The 24,463-nt window shown below is 69.6% G+C and carries 20 protein-coding genes and 1 pseudogene; 17 read left to right on the top strand and 4 right to left on the bottom strand.

Annotation, left to right across the window (positions count from 1 at the left end):
- The first annotated feature begins 6 nt into the window (after positions 1-6).
- Genes AB0G10_RS15395 through araA form a run of 4 tightly spaced genes read left to right on the top strand, consistent with a single transcriptional unit; the run spans position 7 to position 5,050 of the window.
- Positions 7-1,533, top strand: coding sequence for a sugar ABC transporter ATP-binding protein (locus tag AB0G10_RS15395; protein WP_360920835.1), 1,527 nt, complete (start codon positions 7-9; stop codon positions 1,531-1,533).
- A complete protein-coding gene (locus AB0G10_RS15400) occupies positions 1,530-2,537 on the top strand; it encodes an ABC transporter permease (RefSeq protein WP_360920839.1) in 1,008 nt (335 codons plus the stop codon). The genes AB0G10_RS15395 and AB0G10_RS15400 overlap by 4 nt, the downstream gene beginning before the upstream one ends.
- The gene (gene yjfF, locus AB0G10_RS15405) at positions 2,534-3,559 is read left to right on the top strand and encodes a galactofuranose ABC transporter, permease protein YjfF (protein WP_360920842.1); all 1,026 of its coding nucleotides are present in this window, start codon (positions 2,534-2,536) and stop codon (positions 3,557-3,559) included. Before AB0G10_RS15400 ends, yjfF begins: the two co-directional genes overlap by 4 nt.
- A complete protein-coding gene (araA, locus tag AB0G10_RS15410; protein WP_360920845.1) occupies positions 3,560-5,050 on the top strand; it encodes an L-arabinose isomerase in 1,491 nt (496 codons plus the stop codon).
- Positions 5,051-5,173: 123 nt separating this feature from the next.
- Here the strand turns inward: araA and AB0G10_RS15415 are convergent, their stop codons facing one another.
- On the bottom strand, positions 5,174-5,944 hold the full coding sequence (locus AB0G10_RS15415) for a LamG-like jellyroll fold domain-containing protein (RefSeq protein ID WP_360920848.1): 771 nt from the start codon (positions 5,942-5,944) through the stop codon (positions 5,174-5,176).
- Between the two features lie 195 nt (positions 5,945-6,139).
- Between AB0G10_RS15415 and AB0G10_RS15420 the strand changes: the two genes are divergently transcribed.
- Entirely contained in the window at positions 6,140-6,859 is a 720-nt protein-coding gene (locus AB0G10_RS15420; RefSeq protein ID WP_360920851.1) for a hypothetical protein, read from the top strand.
- Between the two features lie 96 nt (positions 6,860-6,955).
- Here AB0G10_RS15420 and AB0G10_RS15425 read toward each other — a convergent pair whose 3' ends face one another.
- Positions 6,956-8,602: an amidohydrolase gene (locus AB0G10_RS15425; RefSeq protein WP_360920854.1), complete on the bottom strand. Its 1,647-nt coding sequence runs from the start codon at positions 8,600-8,602 to the stop codon at positions 6,956-6,958.
- A gap of 267 nt (positions 8,603-8,869) precedes the next feature.
- Between AB0G10_RS15425 and AB0G10_RS15430 the strand changes: the two genes are divergently transcribed.
- The 6 genes from AB0G10_RS15430 (at position 8,870) to AB0G10_RS15455 (ending at position 15,245) form a co-directional block, all read left to right on the top strand.
- A complete protein-coding gene (locus AB0G10_RS15430) occupies positions 8,870-10,648 on the top strand; it encodes an AAA domain-containing protein (protein ID WP_360920857.1) in 1,779 nt (592 codons plus the stop codon).
- Positions 10,645-11,385: a MarR family winged helix-turn-helix transcriptional regulator gene (locus AB0G10_RS15435; protein ID WP_360920860.1), complete on the top strand. Its 741-nt coding sequence runs from the start codon at positions 10,645-10,647 to the stop codon at positions 11,383-11,385. Before AB0G10_RS15430 ends, AB0G10_RS15435 begins: the two co-directional genes overlap by 4 nt.
- Before the next feature lie 71 nt (positions 11,386-11,456).
- The gene (locus AB0G10_RS15440) at positions 11,457-12,026 is read left to right on the top strand and encodes a TetR/AcrR family transcriptional regulator (RefSeq protein ID WP_360920863.1); all 570 of its coding nucleotides are present in this window, start codon (positions 11,457-11,459) and stop codon (positions 12,024-12,026) included.
- A 16-nt stretch (positions 12,027-12,042) separates the two neighbouring features.
- A complete protein-coding gene (locus tag AB0G10_RS15445) occupies positions 12,043-14,301 on the top strand; it encodes an MMPL family transporter (protein ID WP_360920866.1) in 2,259 nt (752 codons plus the stop codon).
- A gap of 137 nt (positions 14,302-14,438) precedes the next feature.
- A complete protein-coding gene (locus tag AB0G10_RS15450) occupies positions 14,439-14,735 on the top strand; it encodes a TM2 domain-containing protein (RefSeq protein WP_360920869.1) in 297 nt (98 codons plus the stop codon).
- Complete coding sequence (locus tag AB0G10_RS15455) at positions 14,736-15,245, top strand: 2'-5' RNA ligase family protein (RefSeq protein WP_360920872.1); 510 nt, start codon at positions 14,736-14,738, stop codon at positions 15,243-15,245.
- Positions 15,246-15,422: 177 nt separating this feature from the next.
- Here the strand turns inward: AB0G10_RS15455 and AB0G10_RS15460 are convergent, their stop codons facing one another.
- Complete coding sequence (locus AB0G10_RS15460; RefSeq protein WP_360920875.1) at positions 15,423-16,298, bottom strand: hypothetical protein; 876 nt, start codon at positions 16,296-16,298, stop codon at positions 15,423-15,425.
- A gap of 165 nt (positions 16,299-16,463) precedes the next feature.
- Between AB0G10_RS15460 and AB0G10_RS15465 the strand changes: the two genes are divergently transcribed.
- From AB0G10_RS15465 to AB0G10_RS15475, 3 genes and pseudogenes are all read left to right on the top strand, one after another.
- Positions 16,464-16,910 (top strand): SRPBCC domain-containing protein, encoded by a 447-nt coding sequence (locus AB0G10_RS15465; RefSeq protein WP_360920878.1) that lies wholly within the window; start codon positions 16,464-16,466, stop codon positions 16,908-16,910.
- A gap of 58 nt (positions 16,911-16,968) precedes the next feature.
- Positions 16,969-17,295 (top strand): annotated as a pseudogene (locus AB0G10_RS15470) (metalloregulator ArsR/SmtB family transcription factor); the annotation flags it as partial.
- 120 nt (positions 17,296-17,415) lie between these two features.
- Entirely contained in the window at positions 17,416-17,859 is a 444-nt protein-coding gene (locus AB0G10_RS15475; RefSeq protein ID WP_360920881.1) for an SRPBCC domain-containing protein, read from the top strand.
- Between the two features lie 794 nt (positions 17,860-18,653).
- On the opposite strand, the gene AB0G10_RS15480 is transcribed toward AB0G10_RS15475, so the two are convergent.
- Positions 18,654-21,101 carry a beta-galactosidase gene (locus tag AB0G10_RS15480; protein ID WP_360920884.1) on the bottom strand — a complete coding sequence of 816 codons (2,448 nt, stop codon included), beginning with the start codon at positions 21,099-21,101 and terminating at the stop codon, positions 18,654-18,656.
- Between the two features lie 187 nt (positions 21,102-21,288).
- Between AB0G10_RS15480 and AB0G10_RS15485 the strand changes: the two genes are divergently transcribed.
- Genes AB0G10_RS15485 through AB0G10_RS15495 form a run of 3 tightly spaced genes read left to right on the top strand, consistent with a single transcriptional unit; the run spans position 21,289 to position 24,459 of the window.
- The gene (locus AB0G10_RS15485; RefSeq protein WP_360920888.1) at positions 21,289-22,602 is read left to right on the top strand and encodes an extracellular solute-binding protein; all 1,314 of its coding nucleotides are present in this window, start codon (positions 21,289-21,291) and stop codon (positions 22,600-22,602) included.
- A 55-nt stretch (positions 22,603-22,657) separates the two neighbouring features.
- Positions 22,658-23,620, top strand: a complete 963-nt coding sequence (locus AB0G10_RS15490) for a sugar ABC transporter permease (protein WP_360920891.1) — start codon at positions 22,658-22,660, stop codon at positions 23,618-23,620.
- A gap of 2 nt (positions 23,621-23,622) precedes the next feature.
- The gene (locus tag AB0G10_RS15495; protein WP_360920894.1) at positions 23,623-24,459 is read left to right on the top strand and encodes a carbohydrate ABC transporter permease; all 837 of its coding nucleotides are present in this window, start codon (positions 23,623-23,625) and stop codon (positions 24,457-24,459) included.
- Positions 24,460-24,463 lie beyond the last annotated feature (4 nt).

A 24,463-nucleotide genomic window follows, 5' to 3' on the forward strand; every position in this document is an offset into this window, starting at 1 on the left:
GCACGAATGGGCGAGCAGTCCCCGGTCCTCGAGATGACCGGGATCCGAAAAGTCTTCCCCGGCGTCGTCGCCCTCGACGGCGTCGATTTCCGGTTGTTCCCGGGCGAGGTCCATGCCCTCATGGGCGAGAACGGCGCCGGGAAATCCACCCTGATCAAGGTGCTGACCGGGGTCTACACCATCGACGGCGGCGAGGTGAGGCTCGGCGGCGAGGTGGTGCGCATCAACGGCCCGCTGCAGGCGCAGCAGGCCGGCATCAGCACCGTCTACCAGGAGGTCAACCTCTGCACCAACCTGTCGGTGGCGGAGAACATCTTCATCGGGCGGGAGCCGCGCAAGTTCGGCCGGATCCAGTGGGGCCTCATGCGCAAGCGTGCCGCCGAGCTGCTCGCCCGGCTCGATCTCGACATCGACGTGTCGGCGCCGCTGAACACGTACTCCCTGGCGATCCAGCAGATGGTCGCGATCGCGCGCGCCGTGGACATCTCGGCGCGGGTGCTGATCCTGGACGAGCCGACCTCCAGCCTCGACGCGTCCGAGGTGGAGCAGCTCTTCGCCGTGATGCGGCGGCTCAAGGCGGACGGCGTGGCGATCCTGTTCGTCTCGCACTTCCTGGACCAGATCTACGAGGTCTCCGACCGGCTCACGGTTTTGCGCAACGGCCAGCTGATCGGCGAGTTCAAGACCGAGGACCTTCCTCAGGTACGCCTCGTCGAGAAGATGATCGGCAAGGAGCTCGCGGCGCTGGAGTCCCTGGAGGACAAGGCCCAGCGCACCCGGGAGCGGACGGCCGGCGCCGAGCCGGTCCTTCAGGCGAAGGAACTCGGCCGCACCGGCGCCATCGCGCCGTTCGACCTGACGATCCACGCCGGCGAGGTGGTCGGCCTGGCCGGGCTGCTCGGCTCCGGCCGCACCGAGCTGGCCCGCCTGCTCTTCGGCGCGGACAAGCCCGACTCGGGCGAGCTGCGCCTCGAGGGCAAGCAGGTCAACCTGCGTGACCCGCAGGTGGCGATGAAGCGGGGGATCGCGTTCTCCTCGGAGAACCGCCGTACCGAGGGCATCATCGGCGAGCTGAGCGTCCGGGAGAACATCATCCTGGCGTTGCAGGCCTCCCGGGGCTGGACCCGGCCGATCCCGCGCCGCAAGCAGGACGAGATCGTCGACAAGTACATCAAGGCGCTGCAGATCCGGCCCGCCGACCCGGAGCGCCAGGTCCGCAACCTCTCCGGCGGCAACCAGCAGAAGGTGCTGCTGGCCCGCTGGCTGATCACCGAGCCGCGGCTGCTGATCATCGACGAGCCCACCCGGGGCATCGACGTCGGCGCCAAGGCGGAGATCCAGAAGCTGGTCGCCGAGCTCTCCGACGGCGGCATGGCGGTGCTCTTCGTCAGCGCCGAGCTCGAGGAGGTCCTCCGGCTCAGCCACAAGATCGCGGTGCTCCGGGACCGGCGGCTGGTCGAGGAGCTGGAGAACACGCCGGACGTCGACGCCGACCGCATCATGCAAACCATCGCCAGCGGAGCGAACCCATGACCATCCTCAAGAACAGGTTGTTCTGGCCGGCGGCGATCCTCGTGGTCCTGCTGGTCGTCAACGCGTTCACGTCCAACCAATTCGTCACGGTGCGCGACGGGCACCTCTTCGGCAGCCTGATCGACATCCTGCGCGGCAGCGCCCCGCTGGTGCTGGTGGCGCTCGGCATGACGCTGGTGATCGCGACCGGCGGCATCGACCTCTCGGTCGGCTCGGTCATGGCGATCTCCGGCGCGGTCGCCTGCCTGCTGATCAGCGACCTCGGCGACCAGAACAGCGTCGGCAGCGTCCTGCTGATCATGCTGGCCGCGATCGGGGTGTCGCTGCTGGCCGGCCTCTGGAACGGCGCGCTCGTCGCGATCATCGGGATCCAGCCGATCATCGCGACGCTGATCCTCATGGTGGCCGGCCGCGGCATCGCGCAGCTGATCACCGATGGTCAGATCATCAACGTGCAGTCCGGGCCGTACGCCACCATCGCGACCGGGTTCTTCCTGGCCATCCCGGTGGCGTTCCTGATCGCCGTCGCGGCGGTCGTGCTGATCACGCTGCTGACCCGCCGTACGGCGCTCGGTCTGCTGCTGGAGTCGGTCGGCGGCAGCCCGACCGCGAGCCGGCTCGCCGGCATCCGGGCCAAGCGGATCACCGTGATGGTCTACGTCGTGTCCGGCGCGTTCGCCGGGCTCGCCGGCCTGATCTACAGCGCGAACATCAAGAGCGCGGACAGCATCTCGGCCGGCAACCTGATCGAGCTCGACGCGATCCTGGCCGTCGTGATCGGCGGGACCGCGCTGATCGGTGGCCGGTTCTCCATCGCCGGCACCGTGCTCGGCGCCGTGCTCATCCAGGCGCTCGGCGTCACCGTGGTGGCGATCGGCGTGCCGTCCGACTTGACGCTGCTGTTCAAGGCGATCGTCGTGGTGGCACTCTGCCTGTCCCAGTCGCCGGAGTTCCGGGCCAAGGTGTTCGGGCGCTTCAAGACGCGAACGGAGGCCATCGCGTGACGACCGTCGACGTCACCCCGGAGACCGGCGGCAAGAAGGACTCGCCGATCAACCCGCGGCGCCGGGTCTACCGGCCGAACGCCAAGTACATCCCGATCCTGGCGACCCTCGCCCTGCTGGTCATCATGTACAGCGCCGGCGTGGCGAACTACGAGAACTTCGGGCAGCCGAGCGTCATCGTCAACCTGTTCCGCGACAACGCGGTCCTGCTGGTGGTCACCGTCGGCATGACGTTCGTGATCCTCACCGGCGGCATCGACCTGTCGGTGGGCGCGGTCATCTCGATGACGACCACGCTGACCGCGACCCTGCTGCAGGGCGGGTGGCCGCCGTTCGTCGTACTCGTGCTGGTCCTGCTGCTCGGCTCGCTGATCGGTGCCGGACAGGGTGCGGTGATCCACTACTTCAAGGTGGAGCCGTTCATCGCCACCCTCGCCGGCCTCTTCCTGGCCCGCGGCATCGCGCTCTTCATCAACCAGAGCTCGATCCCGATCCGCGACGAGACCTGGAAGGCGATCTCCGAATACCGGATCCCGCTCGCCGACGGCGTCGTCACCAAGCCGGTCGCCATCATCGCGATCATCACGGTGCTGATCGCCGCGGCGGTGCTGGCCTGGACCCGGTTCGGCCGCAACGTGTACGCGATCGGCGGCAGCGCCGACTCCGCGCTGCTCATGGGACTGCCGGTGGCCCGTACCCGGATCGCCGTCTACACCCTGAGCGGCTTCTGCGCGGCGCTCGGCGGCGTGCTGTTCAGCATCAACTCGACCTCCGGCTGGGCCCTGCAGGGCAACGGCCTGGAACTCGACGCGATCGCCGCCTGCGTCATCGGCGGCGTGCTGCTGACCGGCGGATCCGGCTACGTCTTCGGCGCCCTCCTCGGCGTGCTGGTGACCGGGCTGATCCAGACGATCATCATCTTCCAGGGCGACCTGAACGCCGCCTGGACCCGGATCATCGTCGGCGTTCTGCTCTTCGCCTTCATCGTTCTGCAGCGACTCGTGACGCGAAAGGTCAAGTAAATGAGCAACGGGGAAGTCTGGTTCCTCACCGGCAGCCAGGGGCTCTACGGGCCGGAGACCCTGGACCAGGTCGCGTCGCAGTCCCGGGAGATCGCCGCCCGGCTCGATGCCGCCATCGACGCCGACGTGGTGTGGCAGCCGGTGCTCACCAGCGCCGAGCAGATCCTCGACGTGTGCCGGCGGGCCTCGTCGACGCCCGGCGTGCTCGGCGTGATCACCTGGATGCACACGTTCTCGCCGGCCAAGATGTGGATCGCCGGCCTGGACGCGCTGCGGGCGCCGCTGCTGCACCTGCACACCCAGCACAACGTCGAGCTGCCCTGGGCCGAGATCGACATGGATTTCATGAACCTCAACCAGGCCGCCCACGGCGACCGGGAGTTCGGGTTCATCGAGAGCCGCCTCGGGGTTCCGCGCAAGACGGTGGCCGGGCACGTCTCCAATCCGGCGGTCGTTAAAAAGATCGAGACATGGGTACGGGCGGCGCGTGGTTACGCGGCCATGCGCAGCCTCAAACTGGCCCGATTCGGCGACAACATGCGGGACGTGGCCGTCACCGAGGGCGACAAGGTCGAGGCGCAGCTCCGCTTCGGCGTGTCGGTGAACACGTACGGTGTGAACGACCTGGTGGCGGTGGTGGACCAGGTCCTGGACACTGAGATCGACAAGTTGGTCGGGGAGTATTCCGACATTTACGAAATTTCGCCCTCGTTGCTGCCCGGTGGTGATCGGCACGACTCGCTGCGCTACGGCGCCCGGATCGAGATCGGTCTCCGGCAGTTCCTCACCGAGGGCGGCTTCAAGGCGTTCACCAGCAACTTCGAGGACCTCGGCGGTCTGCGCCAGCTGCCCGGCCTCGCGGTCCAGCGACTCATGGCCGACGGCTACGGTTTTGGCGGCGAAGGCGACTGGAAGACCTCGGTGCTGGTGCACACGCTCAAGGCGATGGCCCCGGGCGGCGCCACGTCCTTCATGGAGGACTACACGTACGACCTCACGCCGGGCAACGAGGTCATCCTCGGCGCCCACATGCTGGAGGTCTGCCCGACGATCGCGGCCGGCACCCCCAAGCTGGAGATCCACCCGCTCGGCATCGGCGGCCGCGAGGACCCGGTCCGGCTGGTCTTCGACGCGGCGCCCGGCCCGGCGATCGTGCTCGGCCTCGCCGACCTGGGGGAGCGGTTCCGCCTGGTCGCCAACGAGATCGAGGTGGTACCGCCGACCGCGCCGCTGCCGAAGCTGCCGGTCGCCCGGGCCGTCTGGAAGCCGGCGCCGTCACTCGAGACGTCGGCCGAGTGCTGGCTCACCGCGGGCGGGCCGCACCACACCGTGCTGTCCGCGTCGGTCGGCGCCGAGGAACTCGCCGATTTGGCCGAGATGGCCGGCACCGAGCTTTTGGTGATCGACGAGGCGACCACGACGAGGTCGTTCGCCAAGGAGGTGCGCTGGAACCAGGCGTACCACCGCTTGGCACGCGGTTTCGGTCGCTGACCGCTCTCCCGAGCGTCTCCCCGCGCGCCTCTCCCGTGCCTCGCCCCCTGCGCCGATCTTGTGAAGCTCCGCAGCACCGCTCCCGCGGAACTTCACAAGATCGGCGTGGGGGGAGAGGCGGGATCACCACTGCTCGGGGGCGGACTCGATCGTGATGTAGTCGAGGTCCCCGGCGTAGTAGTCGCAACCCACGTCGATCTGGTCGCAGTCCAGCTTGCCGCCGATCGAAACCGGCCACCCGTTCGCGATCGGCCCGGTCCAGCCGCTGCGCGCCGCCACCTGCCGCCCGTCGATCATCAAAGCCACCCCGGCGCGGACCCGCACGCACCGCACGATGTGCCAATCCCCGTCGTTGATCGAGTACGGCGCCACCACCTCGAGGAACGCTTTGGTGCCCCGGAACGTGCACTCCACCCGGCCGCTCGGGATCTGCAGCTTGAAGTTGCCGCCCGCGACCGTGGCCTGGCCCTTCTGGATGATGTTGCCGAACTTGTTCTTCGTCCGGAGCCGGACCGTGACGGCGTAGTCGTCGGTGCCGGGATCGAGGGCCGAAGAGTCGGGAACCACGACCAGATGGCCGGGCCGGGTAGGCGGAGTGTCCGGTTCCAGCCGGTCGAAGTGGTAGCCGATGTCGTCGCCGGACGTCAATCCGGTGGCGACCTCGTCGCCGATTCTGCCGTCCAGGCCGTTGCCGCTGCTGTCGATCATCCGGGTGGCGCCGGGCTGTTCGTCCATCCGCCAATACGCGACCAGAGAGCCGGCCGCGCCGGACAGAGCCCCGGCCGCGCCGGCCGGGGAGCCTGCCGCGCTGGCCGGGGAGCCGGCCGCGCCGGCCGGGGCGGGGACGAGCGCGGAACCGGCCGTCAGGGCGGCAGTGAGAAGAGCGGCCAACATGATCAGAGCCTATTGGGGCGAATATCCGTTTCGTGCCCGGTTCCGGAAATCGCCTGCTCGGCGTGATCCGCTGCTCTCTCGCAAACGGCCAGCTCAAGTTGGTAGCATCCGCCGATCATGGTCGCAGCTCCGACGGGAACCCGGGGCCGGACCTGATCCCCCCTGCGCTGACAATCAGATAAGGAACGTGTCGAAGTGCTGCTCAATGGGACGGACAGTGAGACCTCGGAGCACACCATGATCCCGCCGAACCCGGGCCTGCCGAACCAGGCGCTCCAGGTGCTGGCCCTCGCCCAGCGCACGGCCGAGGAGCACGTGGCGAGCGCCCAGCACCACGCGGACAAGATCCGTACGGACGCGCTGGCGGCGGCCGAGCAGATCGCCCGGGACGCGCAGGCGCACGCGAACAACGTGCGCCGCGAGGCCGACCGGGTCATGGCGGAGGCGCGCGCCGCGGCCGAGCAGATGGCCCGCGACGCCCAGGCCCGTGCCGAGGAGGCCCGGCGCACCGCCGAGAAGATCGTGGCGGACGCCCGCTCCCGCGCCGAGACGATCGGCGCCGACGCGATGGCCGGCGCCGAGCAGCTGCGCAACCAGGCCCAGCAGCGCTACGACGACGTGGTCGGCAGCCTCGGCCAGAAGCGTGAGGCCCTCCAGCAGCAGATCGAGGCCCTCGAGGACTTCGACCGCGAGTACCGCGGCCGGCTCACCGCCTTCATGCAGAGCCAGCTGCGCGCCCTCTGGATGGACGCGCCCCAGCTCGCCGCCGAGGTGATCGAGGAGGAGCCGGTGGCCGAGGAGCTGGAGGCCGCCGCCCCGCAGCAGGCCCAGCAGCCGGCTCGGCACGCCCACCAGCAGCAGGCCGCGCCCGCCGACGAGGCCGACGACGACGAGGACGTTCCCGCCGAGAAGTGACCGCCGGAGAAGGCCCGGGAGTTTTCCCGGGTCTTCCTTGTTGTGCATCGCGGACTAGTCTTCACAGCGGATTAGCTCTGACTGCGGACTAGTCTCTTAAGCTGCATAGACCTGAGCTCCGTCGATGTAAGTGAGTGCCACCGAGGCCGCGCCGATCTCCTGCACCGGCGCGTCGAACGGATCACGGTCGAGCACCACGAGGTCGGCCACGTACCCGGCCCGGATCACCCCACGATCGTCGAGGTGATTCACAAAGGCAGACCCCGCCGTGTACGCCGTGAGCGCCGTCCCGAGATCCAACTCCTGACCCGGCAGGAACGGTGGGTGGTCGCTGCCGTGGTGCACCCGGTTGACCGCCACGTGGATCGCTTCGAGCGGGTCCGGGGTCGTCACCGGCCAGTCGCTGCCGGCGGCCAGGTGGGCGCCCGCCCGGCGCAGGTCACCGAACGGGTACTGGCGGCCCACCGCGTCCGGGTCGAGGAACGGGATCGTCAGGTCGTCCATCTGCGGCTCGTGCGACGCCCAGTACGCCTGCAGGTTCGCGCTCGCCCCGAGCCGCCGGAACCGGGGCACGTCGTCCGGGTGCACGACCTGCAGATGGGCGAGGTGCGGGCGGGTGTCGGTGAACCCGTTCGCGGCCCGCGCCGCCGCGACCGCGTCCAGCGCGTCCCGCACCGCCCGGTCGCCGAGCGCGTGGAAGTGCGGCTGGAAGCCGAGCGCGTCCAGTTCGGTGACGTACGACGGCAGCAGCGCAGGGTCGATGAAGGACAGCCCCCGGTTCGTGGTGGCGCAGCCGCACCCGTCCCGGTACGGCGAGGTCATCGCGGCCGTGAAGTTCTCCGCGACCCCGTCGAGCATCAGCTTCACGCTGCCTGCGCGCAGCCGGCCGGTGGTGAACCGCTCCCGCTTCGCGACGAGCTCCGGGATCTGCGAGGCGTCCCGGTCACGGTCCCACCAGAGCGCGCCGACCACGGTGGCGCGCAGCGAGCCGTCCCGGGCCGCGGTGAGGTAGGCGTCCGAGACGTCCGGGTACCCGTTCGTGGCGCACACCATGGCGTCCTGCCAGGCCGTCACGCCGAGCGAGAAGAGCAGCTCCTGCCCGCGGTACAGGCCGGCCAGCCGGTCCGCCGCGGTGGTCTCCGGCAGCAGGTCGGTGACGAGCCGCATGGCCCCCTCCTGGAGGCCGCCGGCCGGGGTGCCGTCCGGCTGCCGGTCGATCCGGCCGTCGTCCGGGTCCGGGGTGTCCGCGGTGATCCCGGCCAGTTCCAGCGCCCGGCTGTTCACCCACGCGCCGTGGTGGTCGCGGTTGGAGAGGAACACCGGCCGGTCCGGTACGACGCTGTCCAGCAGCTCACGCCCGGGCACCCCGCCGGGGAAGCTCTCCATGGCCCAGCCGCCACCGGCGATCCACTCGAGATCCGGGTGGGCGTCGGCGTACTCCCGCACCCGGCGCAGGTACTCGCCCACGTCGGTGGTGTTGCTGAGGTCGCACTGGTTGAGCTCGACGCCGCCCATGACGGCGTGCACGTGCGCGTCCTGGAACCCGGGCAGCAGCAGCCGGCCGTCCAGGTCGACGATCTCGGTGTCCGGGCCGGTCAGCAAGTCCCGTACCTCGTCGGCCCCGACCTGCTGGATCCGGCCGCCGCGCACCGCGACGGTCGTGGCGTAGCCGAGCGCGGGATCGGCGGTGAAGACACGTCCACCGGTGAAGATCAGGTCGGCGGGCGGCACGGCGATCGGCATGCCGTGATCGAATCATCAGCCGCGAGAGCCCGTCAAACATCAAGAGCTTCTTTCGTACGGAATGCGCAGAGGTCCCGAGTCGTCACTTAGGGTGAGCGCGCGAGGATGCCCGGCATGTCACTCGCACGGGTGAATCGACGAGTGTGCCCGCCGGGTATGCGGTATGCGGGTGATCGTGCGGTGGGAGCGCTTCCAGGGGCAATGCGGTGGCCTCAGGCGCACAAAGCGTGTTTGTTGTGTCTGACGCGGCGCAACTATGGTGAGCGGATGGCGTCGACCTCTGTCGATCTAGATCGCGATGACCGCGAGCGCCACGAATCCGGTGGCCGCGGTTCCGTCGCTGTCGACGCCATCGTCGGAGTTCAGTCGTCCGCACGCTATCGGAACGACCGGTTCTGCGCCGCCCTGGAGATGGCCGTCGTGGCGGCTCACGAGATGGACACCGGCCGGATCCCGGTGCAGCGGGCCGAGGTGGGCCTGGCGGGGCGCATCCAGCGGGATGCGATCGTGCGGCTGCGGGCCGGCGCGACCGCGAATCCCGGGCTGCTCGCCCTGCTGGCGGAGGGCCGTTTCCTGCCGCCACCGGGGATCGCCCCGGCGGGCGGGAGCCTTTCCTCGGCCGGGGTGGATGGGCGGCATGCGGCGAAGGCCGGGAATGTCGGTTCACATGCGAGCGGGACGGCGCCCGACCGTGCTGAGGCGGTGCGGAGGGCTCTCGCCGTACCCGATCTGCTCTGTCTCGTGGCGCCGCAAGGCGCGGCACGGACCTTGACCCTCGTGGAGATCGTGCGGGCGGCGGCGGAGCGAGGCGAGCGGGTGCTGGTCACCGGACCGGACGCGGCGGCCGTCGACGCCGTCGTCACCCGGCTGCCGCCCGGGCATCTCGTCGTGCGCGCCGATCAGTCCGGAGGGGACGCGAGCCTGGCCGCCGCCGCTGCCGAGATGCAGCGGAGCATCCTGGCGCGCTCGCAGGCCGCGGCGCTCCGGCTCGAACCGTGGCTCGGTGATCCGTCGCCGGCGATGGGCTGGCTCCGGCGGCTCGGCAGTGCGCTCGCCGAGGCCGCCGAGGAACGGTCCCGCGCCGACGTGGCCGGCGCCGAGCGGGACGAGATCGCGGCGGCCGCGCGGAAACGGCTCGGCGGCGCGGTACGCGATCAGCGCCGGGTCGTCGAGGTCGCCGAACGAGCCGCGGCGCTCGCCGGCGAGGCCGTCCAGCGGCTCGGCGCCGCCCTGGAACGGGCCGAGAGCTCGCGATTCGGGCGCTGGCGGGCCGGTCGGCTGCGGACCCGGCTGGCCTCGGCCGTCCCGGCGGCGGACGTGGCGAACGGTGCGCTGGCGCAGGCCCGGGAGGAGTACGCAGGCCGCCAGAACCGGCTGGAGAAGCAGGTCGAACAGGACGGCGCCGTGCGGGCCGCCGCCGATCGGGCCGCGTTCGCCGACCTGGCCGCCCACCGCGCGCTCGAGGCCGCCGAACGCTCGGCGCACCAGCTCACCCGGCTCATGGAGGGCGTGGCCCCGGAGACCGGGTGGATCGCCGACGCCCCGGGCATGGCCGGGTTCGCCGCCCGCTGCGACGCGCTCGAACCGGTGCTGCGCGGCCGGGCCGGACTCCTGCGCGAATGGCGGCAGCGGGTCGCGCGTCCCAGCCGTCAGCTGCACGCCGAGCTGCTGCGCTACGCCGACGTGGTCGCGGCCACGTGCCTCGGCGTCGGCCGCCCCGAGCACGGCGACCTCGCGTTCGACCTCGTGGTGATCGTCGACGCGGGCCGGGCCACGCTGCCGGTCGCGCTCGTGCCGCTGGTCCGCGCCCGCCGGGCGGTCCTCGCCGGCGACGTGGCGAGAGCGCCGTTGCGCCAGGCCGGATCGCCGGCGTTGCGTGAGCCCGGGTCGCCTGCACTGCGTGAGCCTGGGTCGGCGGCGCTGCGTGAGGGCGGGTCGGCGCTCGTGCCGGATGAGGTGGCCTGCCTGCTGACGGCGAGCGTGCTGGAGCGGCTGCTGGAGAAGGCGCCGGCCGCGAACCGCGTACGGCTGCGGGCCGGGCCGTGACCGAGCCGGCCCACCTGCCCCTCCGCGAGATCGAGCGGCGGGTCGGTGCGCTGCCCGGGGTGCGGCCGCGACGGATCGTGCCGCTGCTGCTCCCGGTGTGGGCCGTCGAGGTGACCGCGACGGTGCGGGAGTCCCAGTCGTACGACGTCCTCGACCGCTACCTCTCCCGGGCCGTGGCCGAGGGCCGGCTGGATCGGACCGAGGAGCTGGCCGAGTTCCTCGGGGTGGAGCAGCCGATGGTGGCCCGGGTGGTACGCCACCTGGCCGGGATCGGTCATCTGGTCCGCGACGGCGACAAGCTGAGCCTGACCGATCTGGGCCGGCGGTCGGTGGCGGACGGGCGGCGCTATCAACTGGCTGCCGGGCGACGGATGCTGTTGCGGTTCGACGGGTTCACCGGGGGACCGGTGCCCTATGCGACGGCGATCCACACGGTGTGGTTGACCCAGCCGGCGCTGCGGTTGACCGACGGCACCACATTCCACGAAATCACGGAAATATCCGAAATCTCGGACGATGCGGTGGAACGACTCCTCGAACGGCCGGACGCCGACGACTTCACCGGCCCGGTCGTCCCGGTCTCCGCCACGATCAACTCGGTCAAGAAGCAGTATCTGCCGATCTATCTCGTGGAGTGCGACTCCGAGGACGACCTCGTCTTCGGGCGCGCCATGGACGGCCCCGACCCGTACCTCTCCGGGTTTATCCCTTTCCTGAGCGGGAACCGCGAAACCTAGCATCACCCAGTGTGGGGACCGACACGGTCCCTCCCGGACCATCTTGGTCCATTACGGTCTACCGTGGTCCTATGCCTCGCCCCACGAAGCAGCAGATCGACGACGAGATCCTCGACACCGCGGCCGGCCTCTTCGCGCGCCACGGCTTCAAGGAGACGTCGCTCCAGCGCATCGCGGACACCGTGGGCTACTCGAAGACCGGCCTGCTGCACCGCTTCCCCACGAAGGAGGCGCTCCAGACGGCCGTGATCGCCCGCTGTGTCGATCGGATCAGGAACACCGCCGCCGGCGTCTCGGACCTGCCGGTCGGCCCGGAGCGGGACCGGGCCGTGATCACCGGGATCGCCGAACTCGCCCTGGCCCAGCCCGGCGCCGTGGCGCTGCTGCTGTCCTCGCTGCTCAACGACGGCGGCCCGACCGGCGAGAGCGCGGGCGACAAACCCCTGGAAGTCGTCGGCGAAGCCATCTCGGAGGCCTTCGGCGACGCCTTCCTCTGCGACGAGAGCCGGACGTTGCGCGTCGCGGGGGCGCTGGGCGCTCTCGCCGTCGGCAGCGTCGCGCTCCGCGACCGGATGACACCGGCGCTCACCGCCGTCCTCGTCGAGGTCGGTTACGACGCTCTTGGACACAGGACACCCTGAAAGGGAAGTACCCCTCATGGCAACTTTGTTGCATCGCCTCGGGCTGGCGTCCGTACGGCACAGGATCGTCGTCACGCTCGTCTGGCTGCTGGCCCTCGTGGCCGTCGGGGTCGGCGCGGCCACGCTCTCCGGCAAGACGGCGAACACCTTCAGCATCCCGGGCCAGGAGTCGACCACGGCGCTGGACCTGATGGAGGAGAAGTTCGGCGCGGCGTCGGCCGGCGCCACCGTGCAGGTGGTGTTCGAGGCCCCCGCCGGCGAGACCGTCACCACCCCGGAGAACGCCGCGCAGATCGCCAAGACGGTCGCGTCGCTCGGCCAGGTCCCGGGCGTCGTCGGCGTGAGCAACCCGCTCGACCAGGCGAACCCGACGGTGTCGCAGGACCAGGGCGCCGCGTACAGCACCGTCACGTTCGGTGTGCAGCCGTCCGAGGTCACCGACGAGGAGCGTGAGGCGCTCATCGACAAGGTGGAGCAGGCCCGCGCGTTCGGCATGACCGTCGAGGCCAGCGGTGAGGCGCTCAGCAACCCGGCCGACATCGGCGGCGCCTCGGAGATCCTCGGCGTCGTGGTCGCCCTCATCGTGCTGGCCCTGACCTACGGCTCGCTCGTCGCCGCCGGCATGAACCTGCTGACCGCGATCGTCGGCGTCGGCATCGGCGCGGCCGGCATCGTCACCCTGACCGGTTTCGTCGACCTGCAGTCCACCACCCCGATCCTGGCGGTGATGCTGGGTCTCGCGGTCGGCATCGACTACGCGCTGTTCATCATCACCCGCTTCCGGCACGAGCTGCGCCGCGGCCTCGACGTCGAACCGGCCGCCGCGATGGCCGTGGGCACCGCCGGCTCGGCCGTCGTGACCGCCGGCCTCACCGTCGTGATCGCGCTGGCCGGCCTCTCGGTCGTGGGCATCCCGTTCCTCACCGAGATGGGTCTCGCGGCCGCCGCCACGATCGTCATCGCCGTTCTGGTGGCCATCACCCTCGTACCCGCGATCTTGGGTTTTGTGGGTCTGAAAGCCCTTCCCCGCAAGCAGCGTGACGTGTCCGGCGCGGAGGAGCTCCCCGTCGGCCGCGGCTTCATCAAGGGCTGGGCGCACCTGGTCACCAAGCAGCGCACCCTCAGCCTGATCCTCGCCGTCGCGGTGCTCTCCGTGATCGCCATCCCGTTCTTCTCGATGCAGACGACGCTGAACCAGCGGGCCGCCGAGGGCAGCACCCAGGCCCGCGCCCAGGCGATCATGGACAGCCGCTTCGGTCCGGGCGTCAGCAACCCGCTGCTCATCCTGGTCGACGGCCCCAACGCGGTGCAGTATGCCGCCACCGTCCAGAAGCAGGTCGCGTCGCTGCCGGACGTCGCCTTCGCCACCCCGCCGCGGCCTAATCAGGATCAGTCAGCCGCGCTCATCACGATCATCCCGGCGTCCGGCCCGGAGGACGAGAAGACCGTCGACCTGGTCCACTCGATCCGCGACACGGTGGCCGACGGTGACGGCGCCGAAGTGTACGTCACCGGCAACACGGCGGTCAGCATCGACGTCTCGCAGAAGCTGAACGACGCGCTCCCGGTCTACCTGGCCCTCGTCGTCGGCCTCGCGTTCGTGCTGCTGGTGCTGGTCTTCCGCTCGATCCTGGTGCCGGTCGTCGGCGTGCTCGGCTTCCTGCTGACCATCGCCGCGGCGTTCGGCGCGACGGTCGCGGTCTTCCAGTGGGGCTGGGCCGCCTCGGCGGTCAACGCCGGCTCCACCGGCCCGATCCTGAGCCTCGCCCCGATCATCATCGTCGGGATCCTTTTCGGTCTCGCGATGGACTACCAGGTCTTCCTGGTCTCCCGCATGCACGAGGCGCACGCCCACGGCGCCTCCCCGCGCGACGCCATCGTGACCGGTTTCCGCCAGGCCGCCCCGGTGGTCGTGGCCGCCGCGACCATCATGTTCGCGGTCTTCGCGGCCTTCGTCCCGGAGGGCAACGACACGATCAAGCCGATCGCGTTCGCCCTGGCCGTAGGCATCGCCTTCGACGCCTTCGTGGTCCGCATGATCGCGGTCCCGGCGGCGCTGGCTCTCCTGGGCCGCTCGGCCTGGTGGCTGCCGTCCTGGCTGCGCTGGCTGCCGGAGCTGGATGTGGAGGGTGCGGCGCTGCAGTCGTCTCCTTCCTCCTCGCCGTCCTCCGCTTCGTCTTCCGCCACCCCCTCTACTCCTTCGTCGCCTTCGTCCCCCTCCGCCCCTGCGTCGCCTGCGTCGCCTTCGTCGCCGGAGGAGCGCGCCGGCGTCTGACCGGGTCTTTCTGAGCGAGGCCGTCGCCCTTTCCGGGCGGCGGCCTCGCTTTCTCTGTACGGGGGACCGCCCTTTTTCTTTCTTGACCGGCACTCTTCGGTCTCGCCAGTCCGATGGCTGGCGCTATCGTTTGCCCGATGAGCGAGCCGATGCCGGAGTGGGAGCGCTACCGCATCCTGCGAGCCGAATCCGAATTCGCCGCGGTCCGCAAGGAACCCCGAACCGTCTTCCTGATCTGGGCCGTGACCGGTCTGCTCGGCGGCCACCGCTTCTACCTGGGCGACACGGCCCGCTCGATAGCGATGCTCTTCACCCTGGGCGGCCTGGGCCTGTGGACGATAGCCGACGCCTTCTGCATCCCGAACCGGGTCCGCACCGTCAACGCCCGCCGCCGAGCCGACATCATGGCCCGCCACGGAGTCCTGGAGTCCTGAATGGCCTACGGAGTAGTCCTCCGCCCCGACCCGCAGACCGCCCGCGACCTGATAGCCCTCTCCCAATCGATCGGCGCCGCCCACACCCCGCTGATGCTCCTGGGCGAGAAGTCCCCTCCCCACGTCTCAGTCCTGCACGTGGACGCCGACCCGGGCGACATGCCGGCCGTGGTCAGATCCCACCAGGGCCGAACCTTCGACGTGAAACCGATAGGCCTCCTCTTCGCCGTAGTCCCACCAGGCGACTACTACGTCCCGACGGGCGGCCACTACTTCGGCATAGAGGTGATCCGAACCCCCGAGCTGAACGCCCTCCACCACCGATTCCTGGAGCTGGGCCAACCCCCGCTGGGCCTGGTAGGCGATGATTACCGCCCCCACATAACCCTGGGCATGACCGCCGAGCAGCCAACTCTGCCGCCGCTGGACCGGGTACCGGCAGCCACCCTCAAGATGACCCTCGCGAGCGGCCCGGTGGCCCCGTTCGGAACCTTCCCCCACCTCACCTGAACCGCCACTTCACCGAGCAATCCACGCTCAGGCTGTCGTTTCCTGCCCCAAGGCTGCCTGGCGCGGACCGCATCGGTTCGACAGCGATCGCCTCGCCCGAAGCCTCCCGACGCAGGCCGCGGGATGGCCGATCGTGCCTGCCCAGCCGAGACCGCCCGGGCTCGGATCACGGGACGTTCAGCGACGAGCCTTCGCCCGAGCCCGGCGCGAAGGCTGAATCCCACCAAGGCTGTTCAGGGCAGCCCGCCCCCGTAGCCCTCGGAACGCCCCCGAGCTATCAAGCCCGAACCCCGTCCCCAGCCGAAGCCCGGTCGCCAGCCCCGACCCCAGCCCCGCCCCGCCGAACCCGCCCGCTTCGTGCCCACCAAGGCCACCCGCCGCGTGTCCACCCGCTGCGCGCCCACCAAGGTCGCCCGCCGCGCGCCCGTCGAAGCTGCTGGTCACGTGCCCGTCGCTGCCGCCCGCCGTGCGCACGCCGATCCCGAGCACAGCCATTCCCTCGCTCGAGCCGTCAGCTCCAGCCCTGCCCGCCACCTCGGACATTTCTGAAATGTCGCCCACGTCATTGAAGCCCTCATCGCCGGCCGCAGGCGTGAAGGCGGGGAACTCGGTCGCCGGCGCCGGTGCGTTGGCCGCTCCGAACAGGACCCACGCGGCGGCCACGTTGGCGATCGCGAACGGCGCCGCCGTGAACAGCACGACCGGCGACGCCGCCTCCGGCAGGATCAGCCACGCTCCCGAGGCCACCGCCGTGACGAGAGCGGTGACGCCGTCCCAGACGCGGGGCGCCTCGTGGGGCCGCCGGGCGAACCGCACGGTCGAGATCGCACTGGCCGCACCGAGCGCCGCGGCGGCGACCCATCCGGCGACGAGCGGCCAGAGCCGTCCCCACGTCCCGGTCTCATCGGCGAAGAAGAACATCAGGAACAGCGCGCCGACACCCGCGATACCGGAGAACACGATCGCGTTCACCGTCAGCACGATCATGGCGCCGTGGACCGTGTCGAGGCGCCGCAGTCCGCGACCGATCGCCGCCGTACCGATGCTGACCATCGCCGCGCCACCTTCCTGGGAACTGCCTGATGACCTTGGCACGGAACCGTAACGTATCGACGCCATAAAAGACCATGTGCAACCGATGGTTGCGCTTCGGCCCGCCGCTCCGCTAGCGTGATACGCAACCAAAGGTTGCAGCAGCCCGTTTCGCAGGAGGTAGGCATGGAGTTCGGAGCGATCGAACGCGAGATCTACATCGAGGCGACGCCCGAGGTGGTCTTCGACGTGGTGAGCAGTCCGGAGCACATCAAGGGCTGGTGGCCGGACGACGCCGACTACTCTCTCGTAGCCGGCGAACCCGGCCACATCAGCTTCGGCGACAAGGTCGAGCAGTTCACCGTCGTCGAGGCGAAGCCCCCGGCCCTCTTCCAGTTCCGCTGGACCCACGGCCCCGGCGAGGTGGCCGCCGCCGGCAACTCCCTCCTGGTCACGTTCGAGCTGCACCCCTCCGGCGACGGAACCCTGCTCCGCATGACCGAGACCGGCTTCCGCGAGCGCGGCTGGGAAGCCGCGGTCCTGGAGCAGTGCTTCAACGACCACGTCAGCGGCTGGAACCACTTCCTTCCCCGCCTGGCCCCCTACGCCGAGAAGCTCCAGTCCCACCCGTGACCGCCTCCTTTCTTCCCTCTGCTGAAGGCCGTTCCCCACTCGCTGAAGGCGGTGCGCCTTGTCCGTGATCGACGACGACCTCTGGTCGGCCATCGGCGACCCGACCCGTCGCCGCATGCTCGATCTGCTGCTCGTGGAGGGCAACGGCACCGCCACCTCACTGAGCCAGCAGATGTCGGTGACCCGCCAGGCCGTGGCGAAACACCTCACCGTCCTCGACCGAGCCGGCCTGGTCCGCTCAGCCCCGGCCGGCCGCGAACGCCGATACCACGTAGACGACGCCCAACTGGCCCGAGCAGTGGCCCAGCTCAACCAGGTCGGCTCAGCGTGGGACGCCCGTCTGCGCCGCATCAAGTTCATCGCCGAGGCCATCCAGAAGAACGAGTCCACGCAGAGCCAGCCCACGCAGAAGAGCCAGTCCACGCAGAAGAGCCAGTCCACGCAGAAGAGCCAGCCCACGCAGAAGAGCGAGCTCAACCCGAAGAGCAAGTCATAGGAGGAAGCAATGCCCGACATCCTGCACCGCGTAGGCGTGAAGGACTCAACCCCGCAACAGGTCTACGAAGCTCTCACCACCATCGAAGGCCTGTCCGCCTGGTGGACCAACGACACCAAGGGCAGCCCCGACCAGGGTGGCGTGATCGAGTTCCGCTTCGTCCCGGGCGGCTTCGACATGGAGGTCACCTCCCTGAAGCCGGCCGAACACGTCGCCTGGAAGGTGGTGGACGGCCCCGAAGAGTGGATCGGCACCACCATCACCTGGACCCTTCACCAGGAGGGCAACTTCACCATCGTCCTCTTCAAGCACGAAGGCTGGCGCGAGCCGGTCGAGTTCATGCACCACTGCTCGACCAAGTGGGCCCTCTTCCTGATGAGCCTCAAGTCGCTGCTGGAAACAGGCGAAGGCGCACCCTCCCCGAAAGACGTCCACATCGACAACTGGAATTGACAAAATCCGACAGTAGATCGTCACGCACTTTCCTGACCACCTCCTCGGCATTGTGACGCACCCACGTAGGGATTCCACAGCCGCGCATTTCGTGCGGCCGCCGGCGAACATCGTTGCGGACGCCTCATGCATCCGCCGCAGGCAGTCGACCTGCTGAAAGAACTGCCTTGCCCTCGCATGCATGAAATTGTTCCAGGTCGCGGATGGCCCCGCTAAGTGCAAAATCGTGCCGATTCGAACGCCATTTGCGAACCTGACACCTCGCTGATTAAACCCTGAGATGGCGTCTCTCAGGGCGACTCGTTCTGCCGCATCAAGGTGAGTTCAAAAATTCTAGGTCGCGGGGCTTGAGTCGTCCCTTGGGGCCGGGTTTAGCGTCGTTGGCAGGACGTGAGGGAAGGAGGTGGGGCGTACGAATGAAGGGTCTCAACAAGCGACCCCGTCGGCGAGGGTCAGGTCACTCGTCGACGGGGTTGCAAGGGCCACGCTTCCCGACCGCGCCTGACGGGCGGGGAGTGCGGGGCGGCAGCCAGGCGGTCGCACCATGACGGACGTGCGAGGTGGCTACACACGTGCGTGCGAGGGGGTACAGACGTGCGGGCGAAGGGATGCACACGTGGGTGCGAGGGGGTACAGACGTGCGTGCGAAAGGATGCACACGGGGGTGCGAGGTGGCCACACACGTCTCCGCCGCCGAGGTGGCTGCACAGGTGTCCCGCCTGTGTAGCGGGGGAGTGCCCCGCCGGCGCGGCGGGCAAGAGTCGCGCCGGCGGGGAGTTGACGGGTGGTCGGGGTCAGGACTCGATGGCGGTTGTCCGGGCTACGACCTCGGCGGACGTGATTTCGAGCAGTTGGTCGTCGACCGCGGCCAGGCGTTCGCGGGCGTCGGACGGGAGGTGGACAGGGGTTCCTGCGGCCAGGGGCAGCAGGTGGAGGGTCAGCTCGGCGTTCTGGTGGTAGCCCGCGTCCGTCAGGTTGACGACCCAGCGGGAGCCGTCCCAGAAGCGGTCGGTGACCGTGGTGCCGTCGACGCGGAGTTCGCCCACGTCGCCCGCCCAGTCGATGCGGAGGAGGGGGTCGAGAGCAGGGTCGGCGGCCCAGGACGGCAGGGTCAGGCGATAGACGGCGGCCAGTTCGTCGAAGGTGTCCGGGGTCGGGGCGGAGGGTCGGCCGTCGTGTTTGCCGTAGCTGACCGGGACCGTCGTGGCCGCGGCGCGCACCTGGTCGGCTGCTACCCGCTCAGGCGCCGGAGGGAGGTCCGGAGAGGGGAGCGGAGACGGGGCCGGTGAGGCTGCCGACTTCTGCTGCGGGGTGAGGTCGAGGTCGGCGAATGTGCGGATGGTGGGCTGGTAGACCCGTACCCTCGGGGTCTCCGCGGCCTTGACCCGCACCTTGCCGGAAGCGTCCCACTGGAGTTCGTCGTCGCTGAGCAGCAGGCGGCGGTTGTCGCCTTCGATCACCCAGGCCGACGCGGCCACGGAGGAGGGGAGGACCAGGACGTCGAGGGAGCCGAAACGGACCGGTTCGAAGCCGGGGGTGATCTCGTGGACGTCGATGTGCGACCGGCCTGCTGAGTCGGCGGGCAGGTGCGCGACGGCCACCTCGGGGGTGATGCCGGCATCGGCGATGAGGACCAGCGTGGGGATCTCGCCGGGTAGCAGGGTCAGTGCCGTGGCGGTGGCCCAGGCGATCCGTACGCCGCCGAGGACGGTGTTGACCGGCCAGCGCGCGAGGGTTCCGGGTGGGATGTCGACGGGCTTCGAGGGGAACTCGAGGATCTCGTCGTCGAATTCGATGCGGAAGCGGGCCTGCTCGTAGGTGGAGAGGGGGAAGTGCGGCTGGTGCCAGGCTACGAAGACGAAGCCGGAGGTGCCGTCGCTGCGGAGGGCCCAGCGGAGGGTCGCCGAGTCCTCTACGCCGGTGGGGCGGACCTCGGGCAGCGACGACGGCATGTCGGCCAGCCGGTCGCCGAAGGCTGCCAGGAAGGCGTGCTGGCGGCGGAGTTCGGCGTGGCTCGGGGCGAGTGCGCCCGCCTCGCCGACCGGGGCGTGGAAGTCATAGCCGAGACGGGGGAGGTCGTTCGGGTATCCGGTGGCGTGTGACTCCTGCATGCCGCCGGCGGGGACGGGATGCGTGCCGCCAGCGGGGACGGGGGCGTGGACGGAGTGCGTGTCACCTGCGGGGACGGAGCTCGTGCCGCCGGGGGAGACGGGGTTTGTGCCGCCTGCGTACATGTAGTAGCCCTGCCAGGCTGAGCCGTTGCCGATTTTGCAGTGGGCTATGGCGGCTACGTCAAGGGCGTCCGGGCGCGGGCGCCTGTGGTAGGCCGTCGCCATGCCGCCGGCCAGTTCGCAGGTGGCGGCCGGGAAGAGGTCGGACGGGGTGCGCGGGCCGCCCTTCGCCGCCTCGATGTTCTGGGCTCGGCGGACGTCGGCGCCGATGCCGGGGTCGTCCCAGACGTGGGAGAAGAAGTAGTGGTCGCGGAAGTTCGGGGCCCACGGGGCGTCCGGTTCGACCCAGAAGCCGTCGCCGTAGCCGCCGTAGAGGGGGAGGACCTCTTCTTCGGGTAGTTCGGCGCTGTCCCACGCGGTCGCGGTCCACAGGGGTGCCGACATGCCGGCCTTGCGGGACATCCGCTTGAGGGTGCGCAGGTGTTCGGGCTGGGTGTAGAGCTCGTTCTCGAGCTGGATGCCGAGGACCGTGCCGGTCGCCGAGGCACGGCCGTCGAGGGCCGCGCCGATCTGGCCGAACCATTCGCGGACCAGTGTCAGGTAGAACGGATCGTCGGTGCGGTGCCGGACCGGTGCCTGCTGCACCCAGTCGGGGAAGCCGCCGTTGCGGGTCTCGCCGTGGCACCACGGACCGATCCGGAGCACCACGTCGAGGCCGGTCTCGACGGCGAGGTCGACGAACGCGGCCACGTCGAGGTTGCCCTGGAACGACGCCTCGCCCCGGCGCGGCGAGTGGTGCAGCCAGAAGATGTAGCTGGCCACCACGGTCACGCCGCCGGCCTTGAGCTGGCGCAGGCGCTCGGCCCAGCGGTGCCGTGGGACCCGGCTGAAATGCAGCTCGCCGGAGACCGGGATGACCGGCACGCCGTCACGCAGAAGGTACCGGTTGGTCAGGGCGATCCCGTCCCGTACGTCTTCGTCGTTGCTCATCCGTGGCCGGCGCAGCGGCGTCTGCCAGGCGTGGTGGCGGACGGAGAGCGGCTCGGGCCACCTCGTTGGTTCAGTGGGCACGAGAACCCCTCCTCGAGTTTTGACTGTAACCGGTCACAGGCCGGTGAGGCCGAACGATACACAGCGGTAACGGGTCAGACGCAAGGGCTTGACACATCGCCGTAACACCAGCACTGTAACCGGTCACAGGGCTGACCCCACCGCCCTCGGCTTCCGTTCCCCCGGCCAAGCCGATCAAGGAGGATCGATGAAAACGAAATTCGCCCCGCTCATGGCGGCACTGACCGCAGCGGCTTTGTTCACCGGCACCGCCTGCTCCAGCGGCTCGGACGACACCACCGAGCAGTCGAACCCCGACGAGAAGGTCGCCCTGACCTACTGGACCTGGGCGCCGAACATGGACAAGGTCGTCGCGGCCTGGAACGCGGCGAACCCGAACATCCAGGTCACGGTCAACAAGCAGGACGGCGGCGACCCGGCCGTCACCAAGCTGCTGACCGCGATCAAGGCCGGCAGCGGCGCGCCGGACATCATGCAGGCCGAGTACCAGAAGATCCCCACGCTGGTCTCCGCGGACGCGATCGCCGACATCGCGCCCGAGGTCGGCTCGCTCAAGGACAGATTCCCGGAGGGCTCCTGGAGCGGCGTGACCCTCGGCTCCGAGGCCGTCTACGGCGTCCCGCAGGACTCCGGTCCGCTCATGTTCTTCTACCGCGCCGACGTCTTCGAGAAGAACGGCCTCGAGGCGCCGAAGACCTGGGACGACTACGCCGCGGCCGCCGAGAAGATCCACAAGGCGGACCCGAAGCAGTACCTCGGCACGTTCTCGGCGACCGACGCGGGCCTGTTCACCGGCCTCGCCCAGCAGGCCGGCGCCTCCTGGTGGGGCGTGAACGGCGACGCCTGGAGCGTCAACATCAACGAGCCGGCCACGCAGAAGGTCGCCGCGTACTGGGGTGGCCTGGTCGAGAAGGGCGTCATCGACAACAAGCCGATGTACACCCCGGAGTGGAACGCCGCCCTCAACGACGGCACCCAGGTCGGCTGGGTCAGCGCCGTGTGGGCGCCGGGCGTGCTCGAGGGCAGCGCCAAGGACACCAAGGGCAAGTGGAAGGCCGCTGCCATGCCGCAGTGGGACGCCGCCAGCCCGGCGACCGGCAACTGGGGCGGTTCGGCCACGAGCGTGACGACCCAGACCAAGCACAAGGCGCAGGCCGCCAAGTTCGTCTCCTGGATCAACAGCGACCCGGCCGCGCTCAAGCTGCTCGCGACCGAGGCCAACATCTACCCGGCCGCCAGCGACGCCGCGAGCGTGCTGACCTCGCCGCCGGCGTTCTTCTCGGACCAGGCGGACTTCTACACGATCGCCGGTGAGGCCGCGAAGGCCACCAAGCCGTTCACCTACGGCCCCAACGTCAACGTGGCGTACAGCGCGTTCAACGACGCGTTCGGCAAGGCCGCCGAGGCGAAGAAGGCCAGCGCGTTCACCGAGTCGCTGGTGACCATGCAGCAGACCACTGTCGACGACCTGAAGAACAGCGGCTTCAACGTCGCCGGATGATCCCCGGGCCCGGGCTCGCGTGGAGCCCGGGCCTATCCGGAAGAGAGGTTCGGCGATGTCGCTGACCATTGACAGGCCCGCCGTGGCGACAACTCGACCCCCATCGACGAAAAAGGCGAAACGGACAGGCGTACCCTGGGCCTTTCTCGCCCCCGCCCTCGTCCTCTTCACCGCCTTCCTCGCCGCGCCGATCATCTACGCCGGCTACCTGAGCCTGCGGAAGACGCAGGTCAGCGGCCTGGGGCTGGGTAAGGCGTCGCGGACCGAGGTGTGGGCCGGGCTGAGCAACTACGCCCGCTCGCTCACCGACCCCGACTTCCTGCCGAGCGTGTGGCGGGTCGGCGCCTACGGCCTCATCGTCGTGCCCACCATGCTGGGCCTGGCCCTGCTCATGGCCCTCCTGTTGGACGCCGCCCGCACCAGGGAGTCGATCGGCAAGTTCGCGCGGATTTCAATCTTTCTTCCGTACGCCGTACCGGCCGTGGTGGCGTCACTTCTCTGGGGCTTCCTCTACCTCCCTCGTGTCAGTCCGATCACCGACCTGTTCGAGGCGGTGGGCATCACCCCGCCCAACCTGCTGTCGTCCGACCTCACCCTGTGGTCGGTGGCGAACATCGCGGTCTGGGGCGGCACCGGCTTCAACATGATCGTCATCTACACGGCGCTCCGGGCGGTCCCGACCAGCCTGTACGAGTCGGCGCGCATCGACGGCGCCTCGGACATCACGATCGCGTGGCGCATCAAGATCCCGATGGTGATGCCCTCGCTGGTCATGACGTTCGTCTTCTCGATGATCGCCACGCTCCAGGTGTTCGCCGAGCCGATGACCCTGCGGCCGCTCGCCAACACGATCTCGACGACGTGGACGCCGCTCATGAAGGTCTACCGGGACGCGTTCACCCGCAACGACATCTACGCGGCCGCCGCCACCTCGGTGATCATCGCGCTCGCCGCCTTCATCCTGTCCTTCGGCTTCCTCAAGCTCGTCGGGCGCCGGGCGTTCAACCAGGAAGACTGATCATGGCTGTCAAACATCGCAGCGTCATCGCGACGACGCTCCTTCTCCTGGGTGCCGCGTACTGCCTGCTCCCGGTCCTCTGGGTGCTGATCGCCTCGACCAAGAGCGCCGGCGAGCTGTTCTCCACGTTCACCCTGTCTCCCAGCACCCACCTGTGGGACAACCTGGTCGACCTGAACGGTTACCGCGACGGCCTCTACTGGCGCTGGATGGCGAACACCGCCGTCTACGCCGGCCTCGGCGCCGCCGTCTCCACGTTCGTCTCGGCGATGGCCGGGTACGCGCTGGCGAAGTTCGAGTTCCGCGGCAAGGGCTTCGTCTTCAACCTGATCCTGGCCGGCGTCCTCGTACCCGGCGTCCTGCTGGCCATCCCGCAGTACCTGCTGCTGGCCAAGGTCGGCATGACCAACACCTACTGGGCGGTGCTGCTGCCCAGCTTCATCAGCCCGTACGGCATCTACCTGGCCCGGATCTTCGCGGCCGCGTCGGTGCCGACCGAGATCCTGGAGGCGTCCCGGATCGACGGCGCCGGGGACTGGCGGACCTTCATCCGGGTGGTGCTGCCGATGATGCGCACCGGCCTCGTGACGGTCTTCCTCTTCCAGTTCGTCGCGGTCTGGAACAACTTCATGCTGCCGTACATCATGCTCGGCGACGACCGGCTCTACCCGATCACCGTGGGCCTGAACGGCCTGCTCAATCAGGGCGCCAACCAGCCGGCCATGTACACGGCCGTGGTGACCGGCGCCCTCGTCTCGATCATCCCGCTGATCGCCCTGTTCCTGGCGTTGCAGCGCTACTGGCAGGTCGACCTGGCCGCCGGTGGGGTCAAGGCGTAGCTAT

Source organism: Actinoplanes sp. NPDC023714 (genome assembly GCF_040639855.1).
Taxonomy (GTDB): Bacteria; Actinomycetota; Actinomycetes; order Mycobacteriales; family Micromonosporaceae; genus Actinoplanes.

Coding starts and splice junctions, on each gene's coding strand:
- AB0G10_RS15495 (WP_360920894.1), top strand. CDS start 23,623: ATGGCTGTCAAACATCGCAGCGTCATCGCGACGACGCTCCTTCTCCTG.
- AB0G10_RS15460 (WP_360920875.1), bottom strand. CDS start 16,298: ATGGTCAGCATCGGTACGGCGGCGATCGGTCGCGGACTGCGGCGCCTC.
- AB0G10_RS15395 (WP_360920835.1), top strand. CDS start 7: ATGGGCGAGCAGTCCCCGGTCCTCGAGATGACCGGGATCCGAAAAGTC.
- AB0G10_RS15440 (WP_360920863.1), top strand. CDS start 11,457: ATGCCTCGCCCCACGAAGCAGCAGATCGACGACGAGATCCTCGACACC.
- AB0G10_RS15465 (WP_360920878.1), top strand. CDS start 16,464: ATGGAGTTCGGAGCGATCGAACGCGAGATCTACATCGAGGCGACGCCC.
- AB0G10_RS15490 (WP_360920891.1), top strand. CDS start 22,658: ATGTCGCTGACCATTGACAGGCCCGCCGTGGCGACAACTCGACCCCCA.
- AB0G10_RS15400 (WP_360920839.1), top strand. CDS start 1,530: ATGACCATCCTCAAGAACAGGTTGTTCTGGCCGGCGGCGATCCTCGTG.
- AB0G10_RS15450 (WP_360920869.1), top strand. CDS start 14,439: ATGAGCGAGCCGATGCCGGAGTGGGAGCGCTACCGCATCCTGCGAGCC.
- AB0G10_RS15430 (WP_360920857.1), top strand. CDS start 8,870: ATGGCGTCGACCTCTGTCGATCTAGATCGCGATGACCGCGAGCGCCAC.
- AB0G10_RS15475 (WP_360920881.1), top strand. CDS start 17,416: ATGCCCGACATCCTGCACCGCGTAGGCGTGAAGGACTCAACCCCGCAA.
- araA (WP_360920845.1), top strand. CDS start 3,560: ATGAGCAACGGGGAAGTCTGGTTCCTCACCGGCAGCCAGGGGCTCTAC.
- AB0G10_RS15425 (WP_360920854.1), bottom strand. CDS start 8,602: ATGCCGATCGCCGTGCCGCCCGCCGACCTGATCTTCACCGGTGGACGT.
- AB0G10_RS15455 (WP_360920872.1), top strand. CDS start 14,736: ATGGCCTACGGAGTAGTCCTCCGCCCCGACCCGCAGACCGCCCGCGAC.
- AB0G10_RS15485 (WP_360920888.1), top strand. CDS start 21,289: ATGAAAACGAAATTCGCCCCGCTCATGGCGGCACTGACCGCAGCGGCT.
- AB0G10_RS15445 (WP_360920866.1), top strand. CDS start 12,043: ATGGCAACTTTGTTGCATCGCCTCGGGCTGGCGTCCGTACGGCACAGG.
- AB0G10_RS15415 (WP_360920848.1), bottom strand. CDS start 5,944: ATGTTGGCCGCTCTTCTCACTGCCGCCCTGACGGCCGGTTCCGCGCTC.